Raw genomic sequence first — 23,577 nt, 5'->3', positions numbered from 1 at the left:
GGGACGATCCTCGATTACGGCATTCGATTCAAGATGGGTTCGCCGGACGGATACGCCCGATGAGCCTGACGGTGCATCGCACCGGCACGCCCGGCCATTTCTGCCTTTGCAGACGCAACACATACAGCCTGCCGTGGGACAAACCCCGCACTGCTGGTGATGCGTAATCCCGTGCATTACTGCAACAGCAGCACTGCGCCCCGCCGCATGGACGGGGCGCTGGCAGCCGTCAGGCCGCCTGTGGCTTGCTGCGCGACCAGATCAGGTCATGCGTGCCATCCTCGCCCTCGATCAGGCGGGCATAGACCGTGGCCGGGAACGAAGGATCATCCAGGGTCACGGAGACGTAAGGGCGATCGGCCTTGCTGACTTTCTTCCATGCCGCGCCAACTTCCAGCCCGCCGGCCAGCACGCGGTAGTCGGGGGCGTGCTCGCTGTCCCCCTTGTCGTTGGGAACCAACTTGGCCTTGACGTTGAGGGTCAGGGTGCGCAGCGTGCCGGTGAAGCCGTCCTTGTCTGCGGTGAAGTTGCCGATGTTTGCCATGATGAATCTCCTTGCGGTTGAACAGGGTTCGCGCCCATCGCGTCCTGTTGTGATCCGACCGGCGGGGGACGGGCTGGCTGCACCGCTTGCGGGCGCAACACCGTGAAGCGCCTGGAAGACCAGATAATTTGCCTCGCGAGGAATGCGCTTCAGCGCAGGGGAAATTATTTGGGTTGGAAGGTTGCAGCCATCGAAGCCCGGCCATCGCCAGGATTCACTTACAGACAGGACGCCATGGGCCGACCCGCTCCGCAAGGAGACATGGCCAACCCGGCATCCCCGCACAAAGGCTGCACCGGCACGCTCCCCTTGACCCAGGCAAGGCTCTTTCCTAACGACTACCGGACAAAGCGCCCTGCTCTCTGCGGCGGCCCTGCTGAAAGCACGGTGTGGAAGCTTCCGCAAGGCCAGGCGCCCCTATCCGTGAACCCGCGTGATCTGTCCTTCGTAACACCTTGGCAACGAACCGCCAGCGTCGAGGAAAGCACGCATCCGCACAACCTGCTGCAGTAAGCCCCAGCGCATCCACCGAGCACCGCTCATGCGGCGGGGCACCGGCCCGGCCGATCCGGCAGCGCCGGTTCGGCGGTACTCCAGGGGCGCCAAGTGCAATGCGGCGGGGATGGGCCTTGTGCCGATCCCCTGGAGGCAAGCGAAGCGCGCAACGCCGCAGGCGCGAAGGCGGCAGGGATTGAAGCCGCAAGGCCGTGACGGCAGCGTCGGCACGGGGCATAGCCCGCAAAGCCCGGCGGCGCTTGCGCCGGCTCGCGCAGGCAGTTCTACATTGAAGCGCCAGCATCTACTTGATCGACTGAGGACCGAGCCACATCAAACTGATGAGTGTTCTGCCACGATCCCGATGTGCTTCAAGGCAAACAATCCACCTGCTTCTTGGCAATCCTGTTCAGCAGCAGCGGTATCTCGTCATCCCCGAAGTCTGGCCCCTTGGTGATGAGTTGGTCCAACAGCCACGATGACATATCGAGGGCTTCGGTGGAAACCGCTCGTGACAGGGCGTCCAGGTAATCCAGCCCCGCCAGCAGTTCTTGGCGCTGCTGCGCTTCAATGGCGCCCGCTTTGGCAATATGGGTCAAGGTGCCATCCATGTCCCTGAGGGCGCGGATCACATCCGGTTCCTCGATTTCCATTTCTTCCAGGGACACCGCCTTGGCCGTCACAAAGAGCAACCGGCCCACTACCCCGGCGATGTCGGTCGTGTCATTGCTGGATGCGCAGAGCCCGTCGGCGGTGACCAGAAGGCCCTCAAAATGCTTGCGGAAGACCGCATGTCGCACCGCATTGATGACCGTGGAGCCTTTCCTGCGTGCGGGTCGCTGTTTCCTCTTCTCTTCTTTCTCGAGAGCACGCCGTTGCGCCCGGCTCAGTTGCGGGGTTGCCGCGTCCATCCAAGAACCTCCAAACTACCTGATTGCCTTACCCAACAAAAATAGCACAGCGGCAGCCCGGGTTCTCCTTGGTTTTGTAATGAATCGCTATGGGTTTTCTGGAGTGCATTAGACAGCATTAGGCGGCGTTGGGCAGCGTCAAGCAGCGCCATGACCGGAGCGGCGCGCCCACACTTCCAATCGGTCCAGGATAGGCACCAGCGACGCCCCGGCGGCAGTCAGGCGATAGCCCACGCTGCGCGGAAATGCCGCCACCGGGCAACGCTCCAGCAATCCCCGAGCTTCGAGCCCCTGCAGCCGTTCGGACAACACCTTGGGTGAAACACCGAGCAGCAGGGCCGCCAGTTCGCTGTGCCGCTTCATGCCATCCTGCAGATGCCACAGCACCAGCGCGTTCCAGCGGTGGCCCAGAAAACCCAGCCAGTCCTCGACAGGGCATTCCAGGGAGTGCCGCGGCGCGGGCGATTCCAGCCCCGGGTCGTTCATGAGTACGCTTTCCATGCATGCCTTTCCGTTTGGTGAGTGCAGGACGGCCCCTCCATGATGCCCGTTTCAACACAGGGAAACGACACCATGGCATTCGACGTCACCTCACCGGAGCACATGAACGCGGCATTCGCGGACGCCTTCAACAGCGGTAGCATCGCGCATCTGCTCCAGCTCTATGAACCCGATGCGGTGCTGCGCACCGATGGCGACGGCGCCGACGTGAACGGTCTGGCCGCCATCGAGGAAGCGCTGAAGCAACTGCTGCAAGTGCCAGGCTGGATGACCTCGCGCAACCACTTCTGCATCGTCCATGGCGATCTCGCACTGCTGCGCGCCGACTGGGTGCTGACGGCCACTGAGGGCGCCACCGTCGCCTCGGGCAGTTCCGCCGAGCTGGTGCGTAGACAGGCAGACGGCCGCTGGCTTTATGTCATCGACCACGCCGTGGGAGCCAGTCTCCCCTGCGCCCCACTCACGGCTCGCCCCTCATAGGGGTTGCTGCCGGCACCATCAGCGCGGCCTTGCCTCCTGAAACCAGAACCACAAGCCAGCGCCCACCGCCAGCCACACGGCCACCACCAGCACCGCGCCCCAACGGTTGGTGGGTTTGCGGCCTTCCGCCTGCATCCAAGCATCGGCCTGCACCCGGCATTCCGCCAGCACCTCGGCGGGCAGCAGCTTCACGGTCAGCCAGATCAGCACCGGCAGCAGGATCACATCATCCAGGTATCCCAGCACCGGGATGAAATCCGGAATCAGGTCGATCGGGCTCAGCGCATAGGCCACCACGAACATCCCCAGGGCCTTGGCATACCAGGGCGTGCGCGGATGCCTGCCCGCGAACCACAGCGTCACGCCATCGCGCTTGATGCGCCTGGCCCAGGTCTTGAGGTTCGTGCCGATGCTCATGACGGCCAACGCACCTGCCTCTGCGCCAGCGGGTGGGCAATGCCGCCGTCCCCGTAGGATCCCTGCACCTGAGCGATCACGACGTGGTAGCCCTTCAGCCATTCGGCCTGCCGCCGCTTGGCTTCGATGTGGGCCGGATGGGCCATGAGGGCTTGGAGAGCCTCCATGCTGTCCCAGTAGTAGACATTCGACACCAGGCCGGAGGAAGCATTCTCCCAGGCCTCCTCGCCCAGGTAGCCGGGAATGGAACGGGCAACCTCGGCAATACGCTGGTCCAGCGCGTGGAACTCCTCCCCGACCTCGCCCCAGGCGAAGGTGAAGGTGGATGTGTAGATCGTGGCCATGTTTCTCTCTCCCGCAACCCAGCAGTTTGTCATGGTTGGGGCGGCATCGCAAAAATCCGGTCTCCCTGAGTGTCAATGCCATGTACATGGACAGTTTCGATGCCCGCACCTTGCCTAGTCCACCACATCGATGACCAAGGAGCCGCAGCGTGGCAGTCCCTCGGCAGACAACCACGATGCGGCAGCCATCGGTAGCCGTACTAAGCCAAAGAAGGCAGCGGCATGGTGTTCCGGTAATGGCGCGGCGCGTCGGAATGCACAGGTCGTTCTTGCCTCAGCGCCGGGCGTCGATCAGGTGACGGGTCGAGTGCGCTACGAAAGTCTGCCCCTCACGCATCTGGCGGTCCAGTGCCAGCAAGGCATCGCGGTACTTCTCTGCCGAGAAATCCGGCACCCACCACACGCACTTGCGAAGAATCCAGACCACCGCGCCCACGTCATGGAACACCATGCGGCAGCGCGCCGTGCGCAAGTCCTTCACGACCAGCCCCGCAGCCTGAGCCGCCGCAGCTTCTTCCTGCGGATCGCGCTGGCGCCGTTCGCGCAGCAGCGGCCCGAGAAAATGCTCGATCAACTCGAAGGCCGACGCCGGCCCCACATGCTGCGCGAAGTAATGTCCGCCCGGCTGAAGCACCCGATGGATTTCCGCCCAATCCGGGCGCACCGGATGGCGCGACGTGACCAGCGCAAACGATGCATCGGCGAAGGGCAGCGCGGCATCACTCGCCACCTCCACCACCTGCACACCACGCGCGCCCAGCCGTTCGCGTGCCTTTTGCGCATTGGGCGGCCAGGCTTCGGTCGCCACCATACGCGGCGGAAAACGCTCGGCCTCGGCCAGCACTTCGCCGCCGCCCGTGTCCAGGTCCAGCGCTGACTCCACACTGGCCAGCCGCTGCGCGAGCAGCCGGGCATAGCCCCAGGGTGGGCGTTCCTCGCTCGCCCGCCCGGCCAGCCAATCGAAGCCCCAGCCGCCCACGTCGGCCGCTTCGGCTTCGGCCACCAAGGCGTCAAAAGGTTTCATTCACTCTCCCCATTCAAAGCGACCGACCCACAGTGGCGGCATGCTGTGTTCAGTTTACCGGCCGATGCACCCGCATCGAGAGGCGCCAAGCATGCGCGGCGAGGATAGCCCGCAGGGCTTTCCCGCGGAGGCAAGCGAAGCGCGCAGCTGCGTGAAGGATCGGAGGCCCTCCCCAGAGCCCGGCGGCACTATGGGCCGACACGCCCTGGCTTCCCTGTGCGGTCAGTCCGGAGTTTTCAGCGTACAGCAGTCGGACTATTCAAAGGCCTTATAAGACTGCCCATGAATATCGAGAACATCAAGGGCCGATTGGCCTTCCTGCAAGAAGCGGAAAAGCTCAAGAGCGTGCTGCGCAGCGCGCACACCTCGACGGGCAGGACAGAAAGTACCGCCGAACACACCTGGCGCCTGTGCCTGATGGCCATGACGTTCGAGGACGAACTGGCCGGCATGGACATGCTCAAGATTTTGAAGATGTGCCTCGTCCATGACCTGGGCGAAGCCATCCACGGCGACATCCCCGCCATCGAGAAAAACCAGCACCCCGACAAGAGCGCACAGGAAAAGGCCGATCTCCTGCACCTCACGCGCTCGCTCGATGAAGCGCACCGGGCCGGCATCCTGGCGCTGTGGCAGGAATACGAGGACGCGGCCTCGCCTGAGGCCAAGGCCGTCAAGGCACTGGACAAGCTGGAAACCATCCTCCAGCACAACCAGGGCATCAACCCGCCTGACTTCGACTACGAATTCAACCTAACCTACGGTCAGAAGCACACCAGCACCGAACCCTTGTTCGCGCTGATGCGCAGCATCCTCGATGAAGGCACGCGCCGGAGAATCGCTGAAAGCGACAACGGCAACCCGACATAGCGCGCGATGCCCGGCCTTCAACGCCATCGCCTGGGCGATCGCCCGGGCGATGGCGTTCTGACTTGGCGATTCGGCATCCACACCGGGCGCGACCGCCGCCGCGCCCGGATCCGTCTTTCACCGCGCCCAGGCCGGGGCCGGCCTGGACGCGGTGCTGATGATGGCGGCTGTTCCTTCACCGCCCAAAGCCAAGCGCCCCGGCTGTGAACCGGGGCGCTGCTCAGCGGGTGAAGGTCAATCGGCCCGTGCTTCGACGGGTTCATCCGCCAGGGCTTCGGCATCCTCCGAGGCGTCCTGCTCCGGCGCGGCTTCCTGCGGCCCTTCCGCCTTGAAGATGGCAGGCATCCACCCCGTACCCTCGGCCAGCCGCTCGGCTTCGCTGGCAATGTCGGCCTTCTTGAGCTTGCCAAGTCGCTGGACGCTTTCCGGTGCGAACTCGCCCACGGCTTGCAGAATCACCGCCTTGGAAACGTGCTTGAAGTAGCCCTCCGCCGTCGGCTTCCACCATGCGGCCATGTCCAGTCCCACGGCCTGCGCCAGTTCCACAGCCGGCTGCTGCGGCACGGCGCGGGGCGTCACCACGTCCACCGTGGAGGCCACGCACACGGCCAGCAGCCGCACCAGTTCGTCTTGCGACTTCGCCAGCAGCGCGGCGAACAGTTCGGCGCTGCCCTGTGGCAAGGCTTCACCCGCCACCTGCTGCACCTCGTGCAGCGCCACAGCGGCAGGCGCGTCAGGCAAGTCCGGAGCAACCCCTTCCAGCCGGTCCTTGACCGTGAGGCGCATGCCCAGCGGCATGTCGTTCCCGTAGTAGCGGCCCTGCAAGACCGTCTGCACCATGCCATGCACCAGCGCGGCCAGCGCGACGTGCGGATGCCGGGCGACTTCGATTTGCATCGCGGCGGTACGGTGCGCGCTCAGGCGCTGGGCCAGCCGGTCGGAGATTGCCGCCTGGGGCGCGGTGTCCGCCCCTTCGCCTTCGTCGTCGTTTTCGGTCTCTTCACCGCTGCCCCCCTGGCGCAGCCGCTCCAGCGTGCGCAGCGCCTTGGCTTCGGCTTCGCGCATCAGCCCGCGATGAATCACGGCCTGCCCGTTGCGGTCGATGGTGACAACGGCACCGGCTGCGGCCTTCACCGTTTCGCTGTACCCCTGCAAGCCATCTTCCAAAGCCTGCAACTGCTCGCCCAGGGCTTCGCCTTCCTCCTGCAAGGCATCGGCCTTGTCCTCGTCGTCAGCATCCAGCGCCGCATCCACGGCTTCACCGATGGCCTGCATCTTCTCTTGCAGCTTCTCGATGCGCTGCGCTTCGCGCTTCGTGGGTTCGCGCCGTTCCCTCGGGGCACGCTGAAAGGTTTGCAGGTCGGCCATGGTGGCGGCGGGCGAGGCATCCACCCAGCCCCACCCCTCGGCCTTCACCTCGGCGGCGATGCCCGCCAGCTTGTCTTGCGCCAGCCGTTCCAGCAGCGCGGCATCGGTCAGGTACACGCCCGCGTCCTCCTCCGCGAACAGGTCACGGCGCACGCCACCGCCTGCGGCTTCGTAGGCGTCCAGCCCGACGAAGCGCACCAGGGGATGCCGGTAGGCGTCTATCTCGCGCTCGGTCAGGCGCCCCCTCAGATTGTGCGGCTGGCGCTGCCATGTGGGCGCGTCATAGAAAGCCGCTTCCTGCGCCGCATGGTCATCCGTCCCGGCCAGGGCCATCAACTGGTCAAGGCTGAGGGCATCAGCGCGATAGTCGGCCATCAGGCGCGGCGAGACATTCGCCAGCTTCAAACGGCGCTGCACCACCAGCGGCGTGACGGAGAAATCCGCCGCAATGTCCTCGATGGGCCGGCCCTCGGCCACCAGTGCCGCGAAGGCTTCGAACTGGTCTGCCGGGTGCATGGCTTCGCGCTGCACGTTCTCGGTGAGGCTGGCGGTGCGGGCCGTGCCATTGGCCACCTGCAGGCAGGGCACATTCCAATCCTTGGCAATGCGGTGCTTCTTGGCCAGCAGCTTCAACGCGGCCAGCCGGCGGCCACCCGCCACCACCTCGTAATGCTCGCCATCGGCCGCGGGAATCACGATCAGATTTTGCAGCAGGCCCACACGCTGGATGGACGCGGCCAGCTCAGGGATGGACATGCGCGGTGTGGTCTTGCGCACATTGCGGCCCGTGGCGCGCAGCACCAGCCGGGACAGCGGCACCAGGATCATGTGCTTGCTCGGGTCGGCGGCCTGCAGCACATTGGCGGCGCTGCTGGCTGCGGTATCGACGGCGCGGGCTTCGGTTCGGTTTGCGGCGTTCATGGTGAATCTCCAGTCAGGTGAAACAAGGGAATGGAGGGGAACCGCCCCTCCGACGGGGAAAACTCGGAAAGGGGTCAGGCCTTCAACTGGCGCATGCCATCGGCCAGCAGCCACAGTGCGCGGTTCAGGCGAATGTCGGAATCAATGCCCTGCACGGGCCGGGTCTGCTGGCGGCGTCCATTGGCACTGCGGCCATGCAATCCGCCTTTGGTGAGGTTTTCTTGGGTGCGGTTAAAAACCGACCACAAATCCGGGCGGCGGTCTTCAAACCGGCGCGGCATCAGAATCTGGCTTTCGGTGATGGGCGCGGGCTTGGCCGGGTCGTCGTACTTGAGCGACAGCGCGGAACGGGCGAATACTTCGGCTTCGCCATCGTCCAAGGTGATGCCGCGCATCAGGTCGCGGGATTCCTGCACCCGCTCAAAACCGTTCAACACCTCGAACGCGCCTTCGATGACCTGCCCTGCCACGTCACCCTTGTGGGGCACGCGCACATCGGCCACGGTGTCACCGCACACCAGCCCATTGGCACACACGAAGCGGAATTGACCTGCCATCATCTGGTAGCTGCTGGTGCCATCGTGCGAGTTCAGCAGGATGATCTCGTTGGCCTCGGCGCCGTTGATCTGGCTGGCGTGGCGCAGCCGCAGCAGGTGCTTGGTGAAGTCGCGGCGGTCCTCGCGGCGCACGCGGGTCTGGCACACCATGAAGGGCTGGAACCCCTCCTTGCGCAACTCGGTCAACACTTCCACCGTGGGGATGTAGGCGTACCGCTCGGAGCGGCTGTCATGCGGGGCATCCGCGAAGATGGACGGGGCCACCCGGCGAATCTGGTCATCGGACAGCGGGGTGTCGCTGCGCAGCGCGGGGGAATGGGAAGCGAAACGGTTGGCGAGCATGTTGTTCTCCTGACTTGGCTGTTGAAGAAAGCGCACACCGGATTCCTAGATTCGGAGCCCAGCCTTGTGGCTGTTCGGTGCGGTCGGCACGAAGAACCCGGTTGGCATCGTTGCCACCGTCCTCCTGAGTTCATCGCCCGCGACGACAGAGAGCGCGCGGACGGGGGCCGTCAAGGAAACGAGCGCCAGGTGGGTGCGGCCCGCAGCGAAGCGAGGACACGGCCTGGCGCGCCTTGACGGCACCAGGCCGCGGGCTACAGTCGCGGACAAGGTGATGGAGTCAGGGAAGACGGCTGGCCATGGCAACGGCCGTCCTCATGTGCCAAACCGCACGGCAAGCGACAGCGCGCAGGCCCGGATCTGGAAATCCGGGCCGGAGGCGTCAGCCGACCGGAGGGAGGGAACGATGGAAGCCCGACAGGGGCGAGACGCAGCAGGCGGCTCGATGCGCCACGCGCACGACAGCGCGACGGCCATCTCCCAGGGGGCCGGGGACGCCCACATGACTTCCATGAAACTCCCGTGGATGCAACGACTCATGGCATCGGCACAATGATGCTCACCATGGACTTACGAGAACTGCAGGACGGCGATCTGCTTGCCCATGCCAAGGCATGGCAGCTACGGGCCTTGCGTGGCGAGAAGGACGCCCGGGGCCTCGCGCACGAGTTGGAACGCGAAGTGCGTCGGCGCCCCCAAAGACCGATGTCCCCCATCCCCTGCCCCCAAGCGCCCCGGCTCGGCACTATTGCCGAAGTCAACCAGCGGCATTGGAAACCCCGGTGAACACGGGAACCAGCAGGACATGACACCCCTGGGTGCACACCAATAGCAGTCCCTCATCTCGCACAATTCCGTGACCTCGGCCACAACACCCCAATTCGAGCCATGTGGGCGCTTGCCCGGAGCGCAAATTTATGTAACATTTCGTCGCATAACGCATCTGACTTTACCTCCGCCGAGCCAACTTGCAGCGAAGGAGTCAGTCACAGGGAGAAGCAATGCGCCGGCTCGTGCTTTGTCTCGACGGTACCTGGAATACCGAGAAGAGCTTCACCAACGTGTGGCGCATGTATGTCGCGTTGAAGCGCAGCGCCGCGCAACTGGTTTACTACGATCAAGGCGTAGGGACTACGACGATGGAGTCGCTGACCGGCGGCGCCTTCGGCCAAGGCCTGTCGCGCAATGTGCTGCGCGCCTATCTGTGGCTGACCGAGCACTACCGCAGTGAAGACCAGATCTTCGTCATCGGTTTCAGCCGCGGTGCCTACACCGCGCGCAGTCTCGTCGGATTCCTGAGCACCTGCGGGCTGCTGCGTCCAGATGCCCCGGTGAACATCGAACATGCGTTCAGCCTGTACCGGCGACGGGGCGTAACCCGCGACTCCAGCGCCGCGGTCGACCTGCGCCGTCGCTTCTCACTCGACCAGCAGGACCCACTGGGACCTCAGGTACGGTTTCTCGGCGTGTTCGACACCGTGGGCGCGCTCGGCATCCCGGTCGTGCAAGTGCCACTCTTCGAGGACTACCGCTGGCACAAGGTGCACCTGAGTCCCATCGTCGCACATGCCTGTCACGCGATGGCGATCGACGAACATCGCGAGTTGTACGACGTGGCGCTATGGCGCAACCGCTACCCGCATCAGCACGTGGAGCAGCGCTGGTTTGCCGGCGCGCATGCGAATGTAGGTGGCGGCTATGAGCGCGACCCGCTGAGCATCCGCCCGCTGGAGTGGATGCAGCAGCAGGCCAAAGCCTGTGGACTGGAGTTCGATTACGACCCCTGCCGAGTTCAGGACCTGGATGGCCTCTATGCGGCACCGGTGTGCGATTCCTGGTCGGAGTTCCTGGGTGGCGGCTACGCACTGACAAGGCAGATGACCAACGCGCTCAGTTCGCCGCGCTTTTATCGCACGGTCGGATCGCGGGCCTACTGGCAGCGTGACGCCATCGAAGCAGCGCTTCCACGGCGCTTTGATCGCATGCACGCGGCGATCGACAAGGCTCGCGCACGCCTGGAGAAGACCGGACTCATTGAGCCACGCACAGCACGGCTCCCAGCGGTGGGCGAAGTGCTTGACCGCTCGGTGGATGAACGGGTGCGACGCAACCCGGGGTACCGGCCGCCGAACCTGAAGCCATTCTTTGACGCCAGAGTATGGGGAGACTGACATGAGTGACTACGCCGACATCCAGCCATCGTCTGACGGACGGCCCATATCGCCCAGCGGACAGACTGATGGCATCGAAAGTGGAACGGTACAACTGAGCGATCTGAGCGCGCGGGCAATCTCGCTGTATCAGAAGCAGGCGGAGCTCACCGATCGTTTGTGGTCGTACTTTGGCACCAATTCTGCCTACGCAGTGCTGGCAGCGCTTGCGGCACCGCTGCTGGCGAATGCAGAGTTTCTACCGCGTGGGCGGCTCTATGTGTGCCTGCTCTGCTTGGCCGTCCTAGCCTATTTTGCCTTCAGCATCGGCAACCGGCAGGCACTCAAGGTGTCACAGGAAGCGCTGGAGCGCATCGCAGCGCAAGCCGAAGTGGCCTCCGGTATCCGGCTGGAGGTTGTCAAGCCACCAAAAGCTATCCTGTTCCATAAGGTCGTTTCGTGGTTCGTGGTGGCGATCATGGCCGTGGGCTTCTGGATTGCGTTGACCCCCTGACGAAACAGGACCGCTGTACGCCATTCGAGCGTTGGGCGCCATCTGCTTGAGGAGAGGACTGAGAGCAGCTACGGTTGCTCTGCAACCTTCGCAGATCGACCAAGAGGTGATGCACAAACACGCAGCGCAGGCCTATTCCTCCAATAAGGCGGCCTTGAATTCGGCTGTGGCTTCCCTGCTGAGCCATTCATCTATGTAATGGTCTCGAATAGGGCCGTGGTGGCGAATGGTAAAGCGCAACAGCCTGGCGCAATATTCAATCGCGAATGGATGGTTAGCCTTGGTCGTTGCGCGGAACACCTCGCAATCCAGAGTGCCGGCCGTCTCCTTGACCAGTTTCTTGAGCGAAGGGTCAAAGCCCATCGAATCTCCCGACACCTGGAAGATACCGGCCTCCATGGTGCAGGGCTTGTCTGAAGCGGGATTGGTGATGTCCCGCCCCTCTTCCCACCTCCACGAGCTTTCAAAGCCTCCGAGCACACGCAGGACTTCCAGCATGACCGCCTTGCGGTAAGTCAGGTCGCCTTCCGGATACGGCCCCAGTTGCTCGGCAACTTCCGAATAAATCTCATGGCCTGGGCGCGCCACAAAGATCTCATCGGGAGCGGACTTCGCCCAATTCACCAGTTCCTGCAGGAATGCATCGGGAGCCTTACCGCGGTTCTTGACTTGCTTTTCACAGGCAACGAAGTTGGTCATGTCATCCTCGTGTAGCTTGCATGAATGCCGCATCCACCGACGGCAGATCTCGACAGCGATCCAAGTAGAGCAGAATCGCGCCTTCGCGCCAAGGCATGAATCTGCTTAGAGCATTGAAAAAGCGCGAGGAGCGTCTGCCGGCGCTCCAAGGATGAATCAGACAACGACCCGCCCCGCCAGACCGCGCATCGCGCACATAGACGCCCAGCCGCTTCTCGGCCCGGACGTGCAGATCACGCTCGATCAGCAATCTCAGCCGACCACGCACGGATGCCAGTTGCTGCAGGCTGACCCAGCCCAGCTCGGGCATCCCCAGACCCAGGTCGCACAGGCCGAAAGCATGATCGTGGTCGTCCGGGTCGATCTCGGACAACAGCCAGGTCGCGCCGGCATCCGGCGTAAACAGCTTGACCACAAGAGCTGGATCGAAGTCCGGGTTCTCCTAGGATTCGCGGCCATTGGCCAGCAGCAGCGCGCGCTGCTCGTCGGTGATAAGTACGTTATTCACGATGGACTCCTGAAAGGTCGCCGGGCGGATTTACCTGGCCCTTCCGGGTCATGGCGTAGCGCAAGCAGTCAAGGGTCGAAGACGGCCGCAGGCCGCCAGCGTGCAAGGCACGCGCCCGCCCTTGATGGCTAGCACGCCGTGGCACCACGAAGGGAAAGCAAGCCGGCCACACCCAAAACCGCTTTCGCGCGATCGCCTACGGAATTACTTCGCTGCCATGGTCGATATCGGTATTCATAGGAGCCCATACATGTTTTACCCGCCCAGCACATCGGTAAATTTATGGAGGACAAATGCGTTATCTAGTGATAGAAATACATTTAGTCACGCACAGTGACAAATTGTCGTGAAGATGGCCACAACTGAAGAGAGGGGTTCGGCATGGAGCTGAAGTTCATTCAGAGGGGTTGCAGGCAGGATGGCAGCCCATACGCCCGGCGTATCGGGTTTGTTTTGACCCTGCTGGCACCAGTCCTCCTGTCGGGATGCGGCTCCTACTTCTACAACAAGACACGCGACGATCAGGCCGCTGCGGCAAAGACCGCATGGCAAGCTGTTGACCTCAAGGCCATTTTCAACAAGGAGCGCGACAGACAGGCCGCGCTACTTAAGGCAGAACAAGATAACCAGGCCCGGCTGGGTGCTATCGACCGTGATGCAAGCCTTCGCCTTCTGGCGTCGGAGCCGATAAATGAGACGCTCGTGCCCTGGGTCCGTGCCGACCTGCAGCAGATTGTGGGTCCCCAGGGAGCGGACGCATACGAGTCCTGGGCGGAAGGCAAATTCCACTCCAGATCTTTGGAAAACAAGATGGCCATGTGGGATATATCAGTTTTCCAACCCCTAGGTACAAAAGTACCAAGCTGTGCAGAGCTCGAAAATGGTCAGGAGTCAAAAGCCATCACAGCTTGGCGCAAGAGGACGCCCTCCCAAAGCGATGTCACACAGCTCAATTCGACGCTCGTCAAGATTCGCCAAGAATGTACTGCGGTCAAACAGGTTGACCCACCGGTTGGTGGAGAGCTAGAAGCTGCCTGGTTGATGTACATTGGCGAGCAGAAAAAGCTGACGACAATGACCCAAAACGCTGATGCGGCCAAGGCCGAGTATGCACAGAAAAAGAAGGAATACGAGGATGCCACGGCAGATGAAAAAAGCGTGAGCGTCGAAGTTACAAAGAAGAAGCAAGCCTTCATTGATGCAATTAACAAGCTTCTCTCATCCACAAATCCCATCGTTGCCAAGTTCATCAATGAGGAGAAAGTGAAATCCATCCAGGAATTCATCAAGGACCTTAACTATGATCCGGCACAGCCGGTGACTAAGGGTGCCGGCCAGATTGCAGCACTCGCAGTGCTTATCCCGCAGGCCATCGACAACACCAGAGGGCAATTGGCAGAGGGAAAGAAATTTTCACTCACTCCGTTATTGGTTGAACGAAACAGCCTCGAACTGAAAGCCGCGGCCGCGGCCAAGGACATCAAAGCTCAGACCGACGTCGTCGAGTTGTCCCGACAAATCTATGAAGCGTACGTTGCGCAAGCGACGCGACTTGCCGGCGTAAATCGGAATCTCAAACGATACGCCTCAAGCCCCTACATGAAAATGTCTTTGACAGCAGCACAGGATCATGCGCTGCTGATGACAAAGTCCTCCAAAGGCACAGCAGCGGGTATCCAGGCAGCACGCCGGGACTATGAAAATTTAGAAGGCACTGCCCTCCTTTACCTCGAAACATCCAACCTAGATACCCGACGCCGTAATCTCGAGTATCAAAGATGGGCAGCCTATGAGGAACGGAGCGTTGGCTATTCCCAGGACAATGTCGCGCAATGGCAATCCGTCATTGACATTATGGTGAATCAACTGGCGGCATATCACAAGGGAGGCTTCACGGCGGACGACTTCCTCAAGCCCCTGAATTCCCTGACTCTCATCTGGATTGCAGCGAGCATGCCATGACGAAAATGCACCAAACGCTACTTATCCTTGCTTCAGCCATTGTTCTCGCTGGGTGCGCGACCCCTCAGCCAGTTTTGAATGAAGCGAAGCTGACGACAACGATGATGGTTGAGCTGGATACACAGCTCGTGGCTTTCAAGTCGGAAATGGACAAGATTGATGGGCAACGCAATCAGGTTCTTGCTGAGCAGCGTCGACGAATCGAGGAGCGCGAAGCAACCCTTGGAGCATATTCACTCGATACTGTCGCACCCGTCAATAGGCCAGAAGCTGAGACGTACTTTCGGCTGCGAAAGGCCGCGGAAGCCAGAAGCTCTGCACTGGAGAAGCGCAATGCGCCGGTTGAAGCTACCATTCTGGAAGGTCTTCCAGATTTCCATACACCGCTGAAAGCGGCCCAAACGGCCATGGCGCCCTTGGCATCAGAGCTCGCCCCATCCGAACGCTTTAAGACCGCGCAGCAGCTCATTAAAGATATCCGCGATGGGATCGAGCTCAATAAAAAGAAAATTTCCGATGCCCAACAGGAGGCGACAGCGCCCGGGGCAGCACCAAGTGGAGCAGCGTCGAAATAACAACGCAGGAGCGAATAATGGCAGCCAACCCTCCCAACCTTCTGATTCCCAGCCTGACCTTCCTCTCTCCACACAAGACCCTGGCGGAGATGAACAATGAAGGAAGTCTTCAGACCTTTATTGAGGTTTGGCTGGATACGGGCTCAGCCCTCGTCGATGCTTTCACGCTCGCAGAAGACAACCGGCAGACCACGGCTGGCACTGAGCAAGTGAAATGGCTGAAGCAATCCAACGAGTTGGATATGGCGCTCCAGCGCCACCAGCGTCTAATGGTCGAACTTCGTGCAGCCAAAGTCATGATCGAACCACCCTCTGCAGCGACCATGAGTGATGTGGACTCCGTGACCAAAGCTGTCGGCGCGCTACAGCTGGCCCAGGCCAGAGGGTCGGCAGCCCTTTCTGCAGTAACAGCTGCCCTTAGCATTGCGCAGCAAATCCAGGGAGCTACGGCTCCCTCTTAAGATACGGCAGCGGCGGCCCCTAATCCCATGCCAGTGACCGCATGCACGATTAGACTACGCAGCATCGGCCAGGGTGGTTGGCGCCCAAGGTTCCCAGGGGTGCCCGCCCGGATCGGTGCGGCTCTCGAATAGGCCGCCGAGGTTGGACTCCAGGCCCATGCCGATGGATTCCATGACCGGCGTGAGATCGGCGAGGCGCTTGTCCAGCTCCTGCAGGTGGGCCATGAACGCCGAATGGTCGATGCCAACGGTCAGCATCGCTACTCCTTGCGCAGTCCGTCGCGGCGGGCGGCATCGGCCAGCCCAGGTGCGGAGCCTTTCAGCTTGCGCTCAAGCTGCTGCGCCAGCGCCTCCTGCCGGGCCTCGGTTGTAGGCAAAGCCTGGATCAACGCCCAGCGGAACCTTGGTCACTTCGCCCGTGCGCGGATTTACATACTCCCGGGTCACTTCGGGCGGGGCCTGTTTGTTCAGGGGCACCTTCACCAGCTGCGCATTCGGGTTCGTTTCGGCGCCAAGCCGGTCCAGCGTGTAGCCCTGGTCGTAGTTGCGCCGGGACATGCTCATGACCCGGCAGCGGCACCGCCAGCCGTTGGGCGGTCAGTGCGTTTTCCAATGGTCGTTGTCTACCGGCAGGGTCAGGTTGTCCCAGGCCCGAGGGGCGGCGCGCAGCTGCGCAGCAACGGGGCAGGCACAATGCCTGGCGTGCTGGCGACCGCAGGCGTGCTGCTCACTTAGCGGCTGCTGTATGCTTGCCACCCCAGGCCCAGTGCGACCAGCAGCACCAAGGCGGCGACCACGCGCCCCATTACAGCCCTATCGATACACCGATCACCGCACTCGCAACCACAATGGCGCGGCGGATCTGGGTAACGCAGAATTCCCGGGAGTACTCACGCACCACCGGATAATCAGCGTCGTGGTCAGGTTCAAGCGTGCCCAGCCGCCAGTCCTTTGTCAGGTACGAGCGCGGCCGGGCATACGGGAAAAATGAGCGGGCGAGCCAGTAGCCCAGCACCGCGGCCATGGCGATCAGCGCTACCTTGTAGATCACCACCGGCACGTCGGATGGCTTCACGTGCCAGATGACCAGAATCAGCAGCACGGCCGCAAGCAGCCAGAGGGAATTGCGCGGGGCGCGCAGCCAGATGGGGATAGATTGGAGATTCATACAGGCAGGATGCCGTGCGCGCGATCAGCGATAAATGATGCGCGCCATTGTTTGCATCACGCGGTTAAGCCACGAAATCCGCTACCAGCCGCCGATGCCAGCCAGGCCTCTGAACATGATCAGGATTGCCTTCTGACACGGCCTGCTCGTGTTCGCAGATCAGCGTCAGCGTCTTCAACGGCGGCGGCGCCTTCGTGCATAGGCGTGCGTAGTCGGCGTTCCAGGTAGCGCATTTGGCGGGTGTGATTTCACCTGCGGGTACTGCCTCAATTGCTGCTACTAGCGTAGCCGCTTGCTCGGCCAGTTCTTTGTGCGATTGCTTGCGGTCACCATAGCCAAATACCAACGCGAGCAGCCCCAATCCGGACAAGGCCGTGGCCACCAACGGCAAATAGTCTTTCACCTCTGGCCCGAACACTGATGCGCCCAGAATCAAAGTGACGCCCTTCGTACCTTTGTCCGCAAGATCAAAGAAGCGCTGCCGCCGGCGGTGGTACCGCACCTGCACCCACGCTTTGTACAGCACGCCGCAGCGCTGCCCCCAGAGATGGTCAGCAAGCCCCTCGCTGATGGGCGCAGGTGTGGTGGTGTGCTGCTCAGTCATATGCAAGCAGATTATGAGCCTAGCGGGGTGGTCGAGGTGGTGGAGGGGGTGGCGGAGAAAAGCTGACCGTGGAGTCCTTCTGGCTTGAATAGTCGATGGATCCGCGCACCTGTGGAGGCCGCGGTGGCGGTGGCGGTGGCGGTGGCGGTGGCGGTGGCGGTGGCGGTGGCGGTGCTTTCTTGTGATCTGACATTCATTGGCTCCTTAAAAAATCCATCAATCCATTGTTTAACGTGCCGCGCAGGAAGGGATGGCTATGATTTTTGCGGTCCCATATCACACCCCAAGTCGGCCAGCGTCGTGATACGGCCTTCTAGGTCGTTGAAGGCGGCGTTCCATAGGGAGACCGTAACTTTCGTCTTTTCGGAATCATCGGACATCACCGCTATTTGCAAGGCCGAAGTAGCCATGTAAAAGGTCTTCGCGCTGTCGCGAATGCCAGGCAGATCAAGCAGCGCGACGGAGTACGCCCGTGCGGCAGAATTGGCAGGCCACTCATTTGCTGAGTCGTCGAAATAGTCACCCTTAGCGCCGCCTCGAGCCAGGGCATCCATCAATTGCCATCGTGCGGTCAGCACGTAGATCCATAGCTCTCGTAGCATCGCCTCGTGATGCGCCTGCTTTTTCTCTATCTCTGATCGAGTCCACTCCAAAGTCTCCTTGTCAGCTTTCCGCTTCAAGTCTTCCAGCCTTATCGCCTCGCTTCTCTGCCACTGAAGAGCTTCTCGCTCAGCTGCCCGATCTGCGGATTTTTTGGATGCCTGCGCGGATAAGAGTTGAGTCAACAGTGCTGTAGCCAAGGCCACGCCAGCGCTGATCAGGGCCACCAGCACAACATCGGTCATGCTTACTCCGGGGATTGCATTGATTTCACGATGCCGTTCTCGACGTAGACATACTGCGCGCGGGAGCGACCTCGGTCATAAACCCACTGCTCATACTTACCATAAGTGCCGATGGAACTATTGATTTTTGATGGATCACCCCAGGATTGACGAGCCTCCTCGGCAGTCATGCCGACGAAAACCCGGCGGTTCGCAATAGCGATCTCCACCTGATCCTTGCGAGTCTGACGAGCTTTTTCCTTGCTCCAGTATTCCGCTGACTCCGGGTTGTAGCTGCCTGCCCCCGTCAGATTCACAGTCTCGGCGCCTTCGCACGGCGCGTCCTGGTAGACGACCTTCCCGCTTGGTCCCTTGCACTTATTGACGGCCCAGCAGTTCGTGCCCAGGCTCAGCGTGGCAAACAGAAAAAGGTACTTCGTCACGCGCATGGCTGATCCTCCTTTGGCTTGCTCGCCACAACATCGGCGAGCGTGCCGACATAGATGTGGTTCGTGATCGTTGTCACGTTGCCATATAGCGCGCCAATGTGAACTACCCCATGCCCTGAGCGGTGCTGCTTCAGCGTCAAGCGAACCAGCCAATTCAGCATTCGTTTAGACAAGAACCCCTCCATTGCCCGTCTCCTTTAAAAAATCCTTTATTTGCGCTTCTTGGAAGACACCATCGTTCCGATCTTGCCACATCGCTGATAAAAACCAGCTGATGATCTCTACTCACTGTTCTTGAATGCGAATCAAGGTCACTTCTGAAAAGAATTCAATGACAGTCGGATCAATTGAGACAGAGTCCGCTATTACTCCGTCCGGAAGCGCGCGCAAGGCCGCAAGCGCCTCCTGCAATGCCGGGCCAATATTTCTCGCGATACGCATCTTCGCCTCTGTTTCAGTGACCTCATAGAGCCGACAGATGTCATAAGGCTCTTCTCCATGCACAGCGACCGTCAGCTCAGATAGCGAAAGGTGCATAGGGTTACCGAACCCACCGACGGTACTTTTCGCATCCACCACCCGGACACAGCTATCGGCCCCGATCACGCGAAAATCATACGGTGCTACGGCATTGACACTGGCCGTCCACTCAAACGCCTGAATACGCCCCGCCAGACGCTCCCCCTCTAGCCAGATGTTCAGCAGTCCTTCGCCGGCAACGCCAGTGGCCTCAGCCTTCCAGCGCGAGCGCATGAAATCTTCCGGACTGATACCACGGCTGCCACGACGTGCATTGATCGCGCCCGTTCCCAACGCACCGCCAAGGGCCGCATCCTCCAGCAGGCCTATCTCTGCCCAGTCATATAGCGGATGGCCAGCCGGAGGCCGGGCTATGTCGAGAACCTCCTGAATCAAGCTATCCTCTATCGCCCACATGGAGCCCTTTGGAAAGCGACGGTTGAGCTCCGTATGAATTCCGGTATCAGCCGGCACTGCGGCAGAAACCAGCACGACATTGGCGGTAGTCGGTGTCACATCGCCTGAAAATTCAAACAGAGCGAAATCACCCGGTGCCAGGACGTTGTAAAGATCGGGACTCTCAATCGGGTTGTCGATCATCTCGCCGTTGAGGCGCCAGTTTTTCTCCTGCTTGAGGATCTTGCGCTGCAGGTTGTTGGCCGGTGCCAGCCCCGGCCCGCACAGGTACAGATCGAGCGGATAACGTGGCTGCGGCACCAGAGATGGCTCTCCCAACTGCGGGTACAACCTGCCCACCAGCACACTGCTATCTAGATTGAAAGCCTTCTGATTTCCGATATCCAGGGTCTGGAAATGCCACTTGAACAGTGTCAGATCCGAAGCAGTCAGACGTTTCAATGCCAGTTTTCTCGACATGCAGCTCCTCGTTTTCTGGCAGGCCCCTCACCCGCGCATCACAAAGAGTAACATCCCTCGGCAGTGGTGCATACATATGTAGAATGGTGCAGATTCACACCAACACCTCCTACCACAGGAATCCATGGCCCGCAGCCCGCTCACGCACGACGGGAAGACCGTCAGAACCTCTGTGATGCTTCCGGAGGACACCCATCTTCAGATCCAGGCCATGGCTGACGCAAATCACGTCTCGTCGGCCTGGGTAATCCGTATGGCTGTACAGCGCTTCCTGGAAGACAACCAGGGACAGCTGCCGCTGCCACTAAGGCTCCCGACCAGACAGGGACACCACTAATGAGAAACGACATCATCCTCCGCAAGCTTGAGCGGCTGCAGGCGGCAGACAGGCCGCGCGTGCTGGATCTATTCGCCGGCTGCGGCGGCATCTCACTGGGCTTTGAAGCTGCCGGCTTCGAGATGCGCGGTGCTGTGGAATTTGACCCGGATGCCGCGCGCTCGCACGGCCTCAACTTCCACAGTGGCGCAGAAGCCCACAGCGAGCCGATCGACATTACCAAGACCACGCCCGCGGAACTGAGCCTGAAGCTCGGTCTGGGACCTGTCGCAGAAGCCTTCGACGTTGTGGTGGGCGGCCCGCCCTGCCAGGCGTTCGCCCGGGTCGGCCGCTCCAAGCTTCGAGAAATCGAAGAGCACCCCGAGGCATTCATTCACGACCCGCGTGCACAGCTGTACAAAAAATACCTAGAGTACGTCGATGCATTCCAGCCCCTTGCTGTGCTGATGGAGAACGTGCCGGACATCCTGAATCACGGCGGGCAGAACATTGCCGAGGAGACCTGCGAGGTCCTGGAGGCCAAAGGCTATGTCTGCCGCTACACCCTGCTCAATGCCGCGTTCTATGGCGTTCCACAGATGCGGGAACGGATGTTCCTGATTGCCTACCGGCATGAACTCGCGGCAGAGGTGACATTCCCCTCCCCCACGCACTGGCTGGTACTGCCCCCCGGCTACGAAGGATCACGTTCGGTCGCACTCAAGACCCTGCGGGATCTTGTTGGGGATGCCCATTCCTACGTTGCGCCCCCTGCGGCTACGCCCGACCTGCCCCCAGCCGTTACTGCAGAAGAGGCCCTGGCCGATCTGCCGGCTATCAACGCCCGGGAGCTGCTGGCAGCGGGCAAGATAGGACGTGGTGCACGGCGCTTCGACACGCCGGTTGGCTACAACCGCAAGAAGCCTTCTGCGTATGCGGAACTGATGCGCAGCTGGCCGGGCCATGCAGCCCCTGAGGAAGGGCTATCAGATCACGTCATCCGCTACCTGCCCCGGGATTACGAGCTTTTTGCCCGCATGAACCCTGGTGACCAGTATCCACAAGCCTATGCACACGCAGTGGCGATGTTCGAGGAAAAGCTCGCCGCTGCCCGGGCCCGCGGCGAAGCGATGCCCGAAGGATCAACGCAGTACCAGGCACTTTGGGACTCGATCGTGCCCCCATACGATGCCAGCAAATTCCCCAACAAGTGGCGCAAGATGTGGAAGGACCAGCCGGCACGTACGCTGATGGCTCATCTGGGTAAAGACAGCTACAGCCACATCCATTACGACAGCAGACAGGCACGGACCATCTCCGTGCGAGAGGCTGCGCGCCTGCAGTCATTCCCCGATGGCTTCCGTCTGAGCGGAACGATGAATCCGGCATTCAAACAGGTCGGCAATGCGGTTCCGCCGCTGCTTGCGCGCGCGATTGCCACTCAGATGATGCAGACCCTCCGTCAGGCAGTAAGCAACAAGGAAACAGCGGATGAACCTCGTCGAGCGGCAGCGGCAGTTTCTTGAGGCAGCACAGAAGCACTTCGGCACCTCGAAGGCTGTCCGTCCCCGTGAACTTTTCGGGGTATCCAACAGCGCCAAGATCGTTGAAGGCGGCATCCAGCTGGGGGTGGTCAATCTCGACAACGTCAAAGAGGATGCGGAAGCACTGATCTTCGGGTGCGTGCTCCGGTTCCCACCGGAAGATGAGGTCTACTTTGCGGTTCTGATCCGCAAGGATCGTGCGAGCTTCATAGCCCGCCTCGCCGAGATGAAGCGGCTCGGCTCCCTCACCAAGGCGGCCACTGCAGACGCGGATGCAGAGTTTGCACTCGAATCGCAGAGCGAAGCCGACGATGGCGGTGAAGCGCCGGGAAGTGCCATCAAGTACAGCGCCCGGAATAATCTGGTTCCGGTTTACCTTGCCAGCGATGGCAGGCTCTGGCTGCGCAATGCCAAGTTCTGGGACAGCTTGAAATTTGATCTTTCTCCGTTCGGGCCATCCACGGAGCCCGATGAGATCGTCGTTGCACTCTACCCTCCGACCGCCTCGGCGCGGCGGAGCCTGCTCGCACGTGAGTTCATCGGATGGCTTGGCAGCCTTGTCGGCCAGCAGAAGATTCATGAACTGCCCGTATGGAGCGATACGGCGACGCTTGGTCCTGCAATGCGGCGGATGCCGTCCTCTATTCCGGTGGGAGAGATTGAAGCGGCTGTTCAATCGCTGGGGGGCCACTACCCCGATGGAGAGGTTCGCCGCTTTCATGCAGCGCTGAACTTCCTCGAGCACAAGCACTTTGTGATTCTTTCCGGCATCTCCGGTACCGGCAAAACGCAGCTGGCGCTGAAATACGCCCGGGCGGTCCATGGTCTCACCTCGGCAACGGCTTCGGACCCATTGCTGTTCGAATGTCCGGTCCGGCCGGAATGGACAGACCCGACGGGGCTGACCGGGTATTACGACGTTCTCACCAACCGGTACGTTGTACCGACCTTCCTTGAGGCCGTCCTGGTGGCCACCGCACACCGAGAGTCGCCGGTGTTCGTCATCCTCGATGAAATGAACCTTGCCAGGGTGGAGTACTACCTGTCGGATGTCCTGTCGGCTATGGAGAGTGGTGGTGCACTTCAGCTGCATTCCAATGGTGTGCCGCTGGAAGGAACCACAGGCGCCAGCATCCGGGCCGAACTTCCTATTCCGCCGAATCTGTTCATCATCGGCACCATCAATGTGGACGAAACAACCAATCCGGTGAGTGACAAGGTGCTCGACCGGGCGTCTGTCATCGACATGTCGGAAGTCGATGTTGCCGGATTCCTTGCATCGCTGTCCGCCCGCTTTCCGGAGCTTCAGGCGGCACGAAGTGCCTCAGAGGCGCATCTGACGACCGTCCATGCGCTCATGCGGGAGCATGGCCTGGGATTCGGCTACCGGCTGATTGAGGAATTTGTCCGATACCACGCCTTCGATGCCGTGCATCTGCAGAACGATGCCACCACCGTGACCGATCAGCTCCTGGTTCAGAAAGTGCTGGTCAAACTACGTGGCAGCGAGCGCCAGCGCGCTCTGCTCGATGGTCTGCTGAAGGCCTGTGAAGGTCTGCCCAAAGCCCTAGCCCTGGTGCGGAAGCTGCAGGCAGACCTGGATGAGTATGGTTCGTTCCAGGCAATGCGGTGAA

General features: G+C 61.3%; 26 protein-coding genes and 1 pseudogene. 10 read left to right on the top strand and 17 right to left on the bottom strand.

What is annotated here, in order from left to right:
• Nucleotides 1–229: 229 nt before the first annotated feature.
• The 3 genes from ACODRX_RS18590 to ACODRX_RS18580 all read right to left on the bottom strand — a co-directional run bounded on the left by ACODRX_RS18590 (nt 230) and on the right by ACODRX_RS18580 (nt 2,451).
• Nucleotides 230–544 carry a DUF736 domain-containing protein gene (locus tag ACODRX_RS18590; RefSeq protein ID WP_488873021.1) on the bottom strand — a complete coding sequence of 105 codons (315 nt, stop codon included), beginning with the start codon at nt 542–544 and terminating at the stop codon, nt 230–232.
• Between the two features lie 866 nt (nt 545–1,410).
• A complete protein-coding gene (locus ACODRX_RS18585; RefSeq protein WP_488873020.1) occupies nt 1,411–1,950 on the bottom strand; it encodes a hypothetical protein in 540 nt (179 codons plus the stop codon).
• Nucleotides 1,951–2,088: 138 nt separating this feature from the next.
• Nucleotides 2,089–2,451, bottom strand: coding sequence for a winged helix-turn-helix transcriptional regulator (locus ACODRX_RS18580; RefSeq protein ID WP_488873019.1), 363 nt, complete (start codon nt 2,449–2,451; stop codon nt 2,089–2,091).
• A gap of 72 nt (nt 2,452–2,523) precedes the next feature.
• Between ACODRX_RS18580 and ACODRX_RS18575 the strand changes: the two genes are divergently transcribed.
• Nucleotides 2,524–2,931 carry a YybH family protein gene (locus ACODRX_RS18575; protein ID WP_488873018.1) on the top strand — a complete coding sequence of 136 codons (408 nt, stop codon included), beginning with the start codon at nt 2,524–2,526 and terminating at the stop codon, nt 2,929–2,931.
• A gap of 18 nt (nt 2,932–2,949) precedes the next feature.
• On the opposite strand, the gene ACODRX_RS18570 is transcribed toward ACODRX_RS18575, so the two are convergent.
• From ACODRX_RS18570 to ACODRX_RS18560, 3 genes are all read right to left on the bottom strand, one after another.
• The gene (locus ACODRX_RS18570; RefSeq protein ID WP_488873017.1) at nt 2,950–3,348 is read right to left on the bottom strand and encodes a YkvA family protein; all 399 of its coding nucleotides are present in this window, start codon (nt 3,346–3,348) and stop codon (nt 2,950–2,952) included.
• Nucleotides 3,345–3,683 carry an antibiotic biosynthesis monooxygenase family protein gene (locus tag ACODRX_RS18565; protein WP_488873023.1) on the bottom strand — a complete coding sequence of 113 codons (339 nt, stop codon included), beginning with the start codon at nt 3,681–3,683 and terminating at the stop codon, nt 3,345–3,347. Before ACODRX_RS18565 ends, ACODRX_RS18570 begins: the two co-directional genes overlap by 4 nt.
• Before the next feature lie 283 nt (nt 3,684–3,966).
• Complete coding sequence (locus ACODRX_RS18560) at nt 3,967–4,716, bottom strand: class I SAM-dependent methyltransferase (protein ID WP_488873016.1); 750 nt, start codon at nt 4,714–4,716, stop codon at nt 3,967–3,969.
• A gap of 282 nt (nt 4,717–4,998) precedes the next feature.
• On the opposite strand from ACODRX_RS18560, the gene ACODRX_RS18555 reads away from it, so the two are divergent.
• The gene (locus tag ACODRX_RS18555; protein WP_488873015.1) at nt 4,999–5,586 is read left to right on the top strand and encodes an HD domain-containing protein; all 588 of its coding nucleotides are present in this window, start codon (nt 4,999–5,001) and stop codon (nt 5,584–5,586) included.
• 234 nt (nt 5,587–5,820) lie between these two features.
• On the opposite strand, the gene ACODRX_RS18550 is transcribed toward ACODRX_RS18555, so the two are convergent.
• The gene (locus tag ACODRX_RS18550) at nt 5,821–7,875 is read right to left on the bottom strand and encodes a ParB/RepB/Spo0J family partition protein (RefSeq protein ID WP_488873014.1); all 2,055 of its coding nucleotides are present in this window, start codon (nt 7,873–7,875) and stop codon (nt 5,821–5,823) included.
• A gap of 74 nt (nt 7,876–7,949) precedes the next feature.
• Nucleotides 7,950–8,774 carry a DUF932 domain-containing protein gene (locus ACODRX_RS18545; protein WP_488873013.1) on the bottom strand — a complete coding sequence of 275 codons (825 nt, stop codon included), beginning with the start codon at nt 8,772–8,774 and terminating at the stop codon, nt 7,950–7,952.
• A 1,001-nt stretch (nt 8,775–9,775) separates the two neighbouring features.
• Between ACODRX_RS18545 and ACODRX_RS18540 the strand changes: the two genes are divergently transcribed.
• Together ACODRX_RS18540 and ACODRX_RS18535 are read left to right on the top strand one after the other, a co-directional pair.
• Nucleotides 9,776–10,945, top strand: a complete 1,170-nt coding sequence (locus tag ACODRX_RS18540; RefSeq protein ID WP_488873012.1) for a T6SS phospholipase effector Tle1-like catalytic domain-containing protein — start codon at nt 9,776–9,778, stop codon at nt 10,943–10,945.
• Between the two features lies 1 nt (nt 10,946).
• Nucleotides 10,947–11,438, top strand: coding sequence for a hypothetical protein (locus ACODRX_RS18535; RefSeq protein ID WP_488873011.1), 492 nt, complete (start codon nt 10,947–10,949; stop codon nt 11,436–11,438).
• A 132-nt stretch (nt 11,439–11,570) separates the two neighbouring features.
• On the opposite strand, the gene ACODRX_RS18530 is transcribed toward ACODRX_RS18535, so the two are convergent.
• Entirely contained in the window at nt 11,571–12,137 is a 567-nt protein-coding gene (locus ACODRX_RS18530) for a hypothetical protein (RefSeq protein ID WP_488873010.1), read from the bottom strand.
• Between the two features lie 156 nt (nt 12,138–12,293).
• A pseudogene (locus ACODRX_RS18525) lies at nt 12,294–12,645 on the bottom strand (DUF2958 domain-containing protein).
• A 381-nt stretch (nt 12,646–13,026) separates the two neighbouring features.
• Between ACODRX_RS18525 and ACODRX_RS18520 the strand changes: the two are divergent.
• The 3 genes from ACODRX_RS18520 to ACODRX_RS18510 are packed head-to-tail and all read left to right on the top strand — an operon-like array spanning nt 13,027 to nt 15,643.
• Nucleotides 13,027–14,607 (top strand): hypothetical protein, encoded by a 1,581-nt coding sequence (locus ACODRX_RS18520; protein ID WP_488873009.1) that lies wholly within the window; start codon nt 13,027–13,029, stop codon nt 14,605–14,607.
• Complete coding sequence (locus tag ACODRX_RS18515) at nt 14,604–15,182, top strand: hypothetical protein (RefSeq protein ID WP_488873008.1); 579 nt, start codon at nt 14,604–14,606, stop codon at nt 15,180–15,182. Before ACODRX_RS18520 ends, ACODRX_RS18515 begins: the two co-directional genes overlap by 4 nt.
• A gap of 17 nt (nt 15,183–15,199) precedes the next feature.
• A complete protein-coding gene (locus ACODRX_RS18510) occupies nt 15,200–15,643 on the top strand; it encodes a hypothetical protein (RefSeq protein ID WP_488873007.1) in 444 nt (147 codons plus the stop codon).
• A 54-nt stretch (nt 15,644–15,697) separates the two neighbouring features.
• On the opposite strand, the gene ACODRX_RS18505 is transcribed toward ACODRX_RS18510, so the two are convergent.
• The 7 genes from ACODRX_RS18505 to ACODRX_RS18475 form a co-directional block, all read right to left on the bottom strand.
• Entirely contained in the window at nt 15,698–15,901 is a 204-nt protein-coding gene (locus ACODRX_RS18505; protein WP_488873006.1) for a phage virion morphogenesis family protein, read from the bottom strand.
• 72 nt (nt 15,902–15,973) lie between these two features.
• On the bottom strand, nt 15,974–16,207 hold the full coding sequence (locus ACODRX_RS18500) for a hypothetical protein (protein ID WP_488873005.1): 234 nt from the start codon (nt 16,205–16,207) through the stop codon (nt 15,974–15,976).
• Nucleotides 16,208–16,448: 241 nt separating this feature from the next.
• Nucleotides 16,449–16,811 (bottom strand): putative holin, encoded by a 363-nt coding sequence (locus tag ACODRX_RS18495; RefSeq protein WP_488873004.1) that lies wholly within the window; start codon nt 16,809–16,811, stop codon nt 16,449–16,451.
• 64 nt (nt 16,812–16,875) lie between these two features.
• Nucleotides 16,876–17,415 (bottom strand): hypothetical protein, encoded by a 540-nt coding sequence (locus ACODRX_RS18490; RefSeq protein WP_488873003.1) that lies wholly within the window; start codon nt 17,413–17,415, stop codon nt 16,876–16,878.
• 254 nt (nt 17,416–17,669) lie between these two features.
• A complete protein-coding gene (locus ACODRX_RS18485) occupies nt 17,670–18,260 on the bottom strand; it encodes a hypothetical protein (RefSeq protein WP_488873002.1) in 591 nt (196 codons plus the stop codon).
• Nucleotides 18,261–18,262: 2 nt separating this feature from the next.
• The gene (locus ACODRX_RS18480; RefSeq protein WP_488873001.1) at nt 18,263–18,688 is read right to left on the bottom strand and encodes a hypothetical protein; all 426 of its coding nucleotides are present in this window, start codon (nt 18,686–18,688) and stop codon (nt 18,263–18,265) included.
• A 285-nt stretch (nt 18,689–18,973) separates the two neighbouring features.
• Nucleotides 18,974–20,083 (bottom strand): hypothetical protein, encoded by a 1,110-nt coding sequence (locus ACODRX_RS18475; protein ID WP_488873000.1) that lies wholly within the window; start codon nt 20,081–20,083, stop codon nt 18,974–18,976.
• Nucleotides 20,084–20,207: 124 nt separating this feature from the next.
• Here ACODRX_RS18475 and ACODRX_RS18470 point away from each other — a divergent pair, with 124 nt between their 5' ends.
• Genes ACODRX_RS18470 through ACODRX_RS18460 form a run of 3 tightly spaced genes read left to right on the top strand, consistent with a single transcriptional unit; the run spans nt 20,208 to nt 23,576 of the window.
• Nucleotides 20,208–20,420: a ribbon-helix-helix domain-containing protein gene (locus tag ACODRX_RS18470; protein WP_488872999.1), complete on the top strand. Its 213-nt coding sequence runs from the start codon at nt 20,208–20,210 to the stop codon at nt 20,418–20,420.
• Complete coding sequence (locus ACODRX_RS18465) at nt 20,420–21,925, top strand: DNA cytosine methyltransferase (RefSeq protein WP_488872998.1); 1,506 nt, start codon at nt 20,420–20,422, stop codon at nt 21,923–21,925. The genes ACODRX_RS18470 and ACODRX_RS18465 overlap by 1 nt, the downstream gene beginning before the upstream one ends.
• On the top strand, nt 21,891–23,576 hold the full coding sequence (locus ACODRX_RS18460) for an McrB family protein (protein WP_488872997.1): 1,686 nt from the start codon (nt 21,891–21,893) through the stop codon (nt 23,574–23,576). Before ACODRX_RS18465 ends, ACODRX_RS18460 begins: the two co-directional genes overlap by 35 nt.
• Nucleotide 23,577 lies beyond the last annotated feature (1 nt).

The organism is Comamonas sp. FG99, from assembly GCF_057808605.1.
The sequence above is the reverse complement of the archived record's forward strand: the minus strand, read 5'-3'. Positions and strand labels throughout refer to the sequence as shown.

Bases quoted from the DNA above. Each gene is read 5' to 3' on its own strand.
- ACODRX_RS18590 (WP_488873021.1), bottom strand. From the start codon at position 544: ATGGCAAACATCGGCAACTTCACCGCAGACAAGGACGGCTTCACCGGC.
- ACODRX_RS18585 (WP_488873020.1), bottom strand. From the start codon at position 1,950: ATGGACGCGGCAACCCCGCAACTGAGCCGGGCGCAACGGCGTGCTCTC.
- ACODRX_RS18580 (WP_488873019.1), bottom strand. From the start codon at position 2,451: ATGGAAAGCGTACTCATGAACGACCCGGGGCTGGAATCGCCCGCGCCG.
- ACODRX_RS18575 (WP_488873018.1), top strand. From the start codon at position 2,524: ATGGCATTCGACGTCACCTCACCGGAGCACATGAACGCGGCATTCGCG.
- ACODRX_RS18570 (WP_488873017.1), bottom strand. From the start codon at position 3,348: ATGAGCATCGGCACGAACCTCAAGACCTGGGCCAGGCGCATCAAGCGC.
- ACODRX_RS18560 (WP_488873016.1), bottom strand. From the start codon at position 4,716: ATGAAACCTTTTGACGCCTTGGTGGCCGAAGCCGAAGCGGCCGACGTG.
- ACODRX_RS18555 (WP_488873015.1), top strand. From the start codon at position 4,999: ATGAATATCGAGAACATCAAGGGCCGATTGGCCTTCCTGCAAGAAGCG.
- ACODRX_RS18550 (WP_488873014.1), bottom strand. From the start codon at position 7,875: ATGAACGCCGCAAACCGAACCGAAGCCCGCGCCGTCGATACCGCAGCC.
- ACODRX_RS18545 (WP_488873013.1), bottom strand. From the start codon at position 8,774: ATGCTCGCCAACCGTTTCGCTTCCCATTCCCCCGCGCTGCGCAGCGAC.
- ACODRX_RS18540 (WP_488873012.1), top strand. From the start codon at position 9,776: ATGCGCCGGCTCGTGCTTTGTCTCGACGGTACCTGGAATACCGAGAAG.
- ACODRX_RS18535 (WP_488873011.1), top strand. From the start codon at position 10,947: ATGAGTGACTACGCCGACATCCAGCCATCGTCTGACGGACGGCCCATA.
- ACODRX_RS18530 (WP_488873010.1), bottom strand. From the start codon at position 12,137: ATGACCAACTTCGTTGCCTGTGAAAAGCAAGTCAAGAACCGCGGTAAG.
- ACODRX_RS18520 (WP_488873009.1), top strand. From the start codon at position 13,027: ATGGAGCTGAAGTTCATTCAGAGGGGTTGCAGGCAGGATGGCAGCCCA.
- ACODRX_RS18515 (WP_488873008.1), top strand. From the start codon at position 14,604: ATGACGAAAATGCACCAAACGCTACTTATCCTTGCTTCAGCCATTGTT.
- ACODRX_RS18510 (WP_488873007.1), top strand. From the start codon at position 15,200: ATGGCAGCCAACCCTCCCAACCTTCTGATTCCCAGCCTGACCTTCCTC.
- ACODRX_RS18505 (WP_488873006.1), bottom strand. From the start codon at position 15,901: ATGCTGACCGTTGGCATCGACCATTCGGCGTTCATGGCCCACCTGCAG.
- ACODRX_RS18500 (WP_488873005.1), bottom strand. From the start codon at position 16,207: ATGAGCATGTCCCGGCGCAACTACGACCAGGGCTACACGCTGGACCGG.
- ACODRX_RS18495 (WP_488873004.1), bottom strand. From the start codon at position 16,811: ATGAATCTCCAATCTATCCCCATCTGGCTGCGCGCCCCGCGCAATTCC.
- ACODRX_RS18490 (WP_488873003.1), bottom strand. From the start codon at position 17,415: ATGACTGAGCAGCACACCACCACACCTGCGCCCATCAGCGAGGGGCTT.
- ACODRX_RS18485 (WP_488873002.1), bottom strand. From the start codon at position 18,260: ATGACCGATGTTGTGCTGGTGGCCCTGATCAGCGCTGGCGTGGCCTTG.
- ACODRX_RS18480 (WP_488873001.1), bottom strand. From the start codon at position 18,688: ATGCGCGTGACGAAGTACCTTTTTCTGTTTGCCACGCTGAGCCTGGGC.
- ACODRX_RS18475 (WP_488873000.1), bottom strand. From the start codon at position 20,083: ATGTCGAGAAAACTGGCATTGAAACGTCTGACTGCTTCGGATCTGACA.
- ACODRX_RS18470 (WP_488872999.1), top strand. From the start codon at position 20,208: ATGGCCCGCAGCCCGCTCACGCACGACGGGAAGACCGTCAGAACCTCT.
- ACODRX_RS18465 (WP_488872998.1), top strand. From the start codon at position 20,420: ATGAGAAACGACATCATCCTCCGCAAGCTTGAGCGGCTGCAGGCGGCA.
- ACODRX_RS18460 (WP_488872997.1), top strand. From the start codon at position 21,891: ATGAACCTCGTCGAGCGGCAGCGGCAGTTTCTTGAGGCAGCACAGAAG.